This is a genomic window from Streptomyces viridosporus (genome assembly GCF_002078235.1).
GTDB classification, from domain to species: domain Bacteria; phylum Actinomycetota; class Actinomycetes; order Streptomycetales; family Streptomycetaceae; genus Streptomyces; species Streptomyces viridosporus.
On sequence record NZ_MSGP01000624.1, the window covers coordinates 1 to 2,947 of the forward strand.

Annotated in this window: 2 pseudogenes; both read right to left on the bottom strand. The window is 72.8% G+C overall.

What is annotated here, in order from left to right:
* Window positions 1–292: 292 nt before the first annotated feature.
* Window positions 293–2,671 (bottom strand): annotated as a pseudogene (locus tag B7L92_RS34530) (MFS transporter); the annotation flags it as partial.
* 88 nt (window positions 2,672–2,759) lie between these two features.
* Window positions 2,760–2,947, bottom strand: a pseudogene (locus B7L92_RS34535) (MarR family transcriptional regulator); the annotation flags it as partial.

Below are 2,947 nucleotides of genomic sequence, written 5' to 3' on the forward strand. Positions count from 1 at the left end.
CGGCGGGCGCGTAGCCGACCGCGGTGACGACGACGGTGTACGCCCCCGGCGCCAGCGCGGTGGCGTCCCGGACGGTGCCCTCGGCGTCCGCCTCGGTGCGCAGCACCTGCGTACCGGTCGCGTCGACCACCGTGACGACCGCGTGCGACACGGCCCATCCGTCCCGGGTACGGATCCTCGCGGTCAGTGGCATCCCGTTTTTCTCCCTGCGAAGGATGGCGAAAGGGTCTGAAGGGGGGCCGGCCCGCGGCGGGGCGCGTCCCCGCTCGGAACGCGCTCGCCCGCCACGGGCCGGGGTCCGGTNNGCGATGACGGTGTACTCGCCGCCGTCCAGGTCGGCGAAGGCGTACGCCCCGTCCGCGCCGGTCGTGGCCGTGCCGACCACGTTGCCCGCCGCGTCGACCAGGGTCACCCGGGCGTCGGCCAGCGGCCCGTGCGGGGCGCGGACCACGCCCTGCACCCGGGCGCCGGTCTCCAGCTCGATCTCGAGCCGGGTCACCCCGGCGCCGCCCACCTCGACGGGCAGTGCGCGCGGCCGGTGGCCGAGGGCGTTCACCGCGACGGTCACCGTTCCCGGCACCAGCTCGGCGAAGGAGAAGCCGCCCTGCTCGTCGGTGTTCCCGGTGGCCAGCAGGTCCCCGCGCACATCGGTGACGATGACCATCGCGCCCGGCACCGGCAGCCCGCTGTCGGCGGACCGGACCAGACCGGTCAGCCCGCCGGTCCCGCCGAGCAGGATGTCGTAGGAGACGGGCTCGTCGTTCACCACGATCGTGGACGCCTGCGGCTGGTGGCCGTCGGCGGAGGCGATCAGGACGTACGACCCGGCCCCGGGCGCGTCCACCGCGTAGGAACCGTCGGCCTGCGCCACCGACCGGCTCAGCTGGCGCCCGGCCAACGAGATCAGCGTGACGGCGGCCTGCGGCACGGGCGCGCTCTCGGTGCCCCGCACCACACCGCGCACCGGGATGCCGCCCCCGGTGGACTCCTGCGGGGGTGCGACGGTGGCGACGGCGGACAGCGGCCGGGCGGCCGTGCCCGGGTCCGCCGCCTCGGTGTCCGCGACGGCGGCGGGGGCGGCGGCCGTCGCGGCGACCGGAGCGGTGGTCCCGGCGGCCCGGGCCGCGGCGGGCGCCCCGGCCGGGGCCGGTGCCTCGGCCGCCTGGGCCAGCCCGCCGGCGGTGCGCAGCGGGACCTCCTTGATGAACAGGGTCACCAGGAAGCCGAGGAAGGCGATCGGCGCGACGTACAGGAAGATGTCGGCGATGCCGTGCCCGTAGGCGCTCTCCAGCCAGGTGCGGACGGCCGGGGGCAGCAGGTCCATGTCGGGGATCGCGCCGCCGGAGGCCTGGCCGGCCGCCGCCCGGTCCTGCGGGCCGAGCGTGCCGATGGTGTCCGCGGCGTAGTGGCTGATCCGGGAGGACATCACGGAGCCGAGCACCGAGACGCCCACCGCGCCGCCGAGGGACCGGAAGAAAGTCACGACCGAGGAGGCCGCGCCCAGGTCGCTCGGGGCCACCTGGTTCTGCGTGCAGAGCACCAGGTTCTGCATCATCATGCCGACGCCGAGACCCATCAGCGCCATGAAGAGCGCGATGTGCCAGTACGGGGTGTCGTAGCGCATGGTGCCCATCAGGCCCAGGCCCGCCGTCAGCAGCACACCGCCGACCAGCAGCCAGTTCTTCCACTTGCCGGTCTTGGTGATGATCAGACCGGACGCCGTGGAGGACAGGAACAGACCGCCGATCATCGGGATCGTCATGACGCCCGACATGGTCGGGGACTTGCCCCGGGCCAGCTGGAAGTACTGGCTGAAGTAGACGGTGCCCGCGAACATCGCGATACCGACGAACAGCGAGGCGAGCGACGCCAGGGTGATGGTGCGGTTGCGGAACAGGCGCAGCGGGATGATCGGCTCGGCGGCCCTGGACTCGACGAGGACGAAGATCAGCGCGAGGGCGATCGACCCGCCGACCATCGTGTACGTCTGCCAGGAGAGCCAGGCGTACTTGTCGTCGGCGAAGGTCACCCAGACGAGCAGCAGGCAGACGGCCGCGGTGACGAAGAAGGCGCCGGCCCAGTCGACCTTGACCTTGCGCTTGACCACCGGCAGGTTCAGCGTCTTCTGCAGCACCAGCAGGGCGATCACCGCGAACGGCACGCCGACGTAGAGGCACCAGCGCCAGCCGAGCCAGCTGGTGTCGGTGATGACACCGCCGAGCAGTGGCCCGCCGACGGTCGCGACGGCGAACGTCGCGCCCAGGTAGCCGGAGTAGCGCCCGCGCTCGCGCGGGGAGATCATCGCGGCCATGATGATCTGCGCCAGGGCGGACAGACCGCCGGCGCCCAGGCCCTGGATGACCCGGGCCGTGATCAGCGTGCCCGGGTTGTGCGCCATGCCGGCCACCACGGACCCGATGACGAAGACCACCAGGGCTATCTGGACCAGCGCCTTCTTGCTGACCAGGTCGGCGAGCTTGCCCCACAGGGGGGTGGACGCGGTCATCGCCAGCAGCGAGGCGGTGACGACCCAGGTGTAGGCGCTCTGGCCGCCGCCGAGGTCGGAGACGATCTCGGGCAGGGCGTTGGTGACGATGGTGGAGGACAGGATCGCGGCGAACATGCCGAGCAGCAGGCCCGACAGTGCCTCCATGATCTGTCGGTGCGTCATCGGAGCATGACCTTCGGAGGAGCCTCCCCCGTGCTTGGCATGAGCCCGCACACCGGCTGGTGTGGTCGTTGCCATGGACTTCCTTCTCTTACGTGCTTGCGGGTGTACGGGTGGTCCGTTCGAGTGCGGGAGGCGCCGGGTGGGGCGGCGGCGGGGCCGGGCGGGCCGTGGACCGGCCCTCGTCGAAGCTGTCCCTGAGCCGGGCCATGAGCTGGGTGAGCCGGCCGACCTCCTCGTCCGACCAGTCGCCCAGGCGCTCGGCGAGCAGCTGCGTGC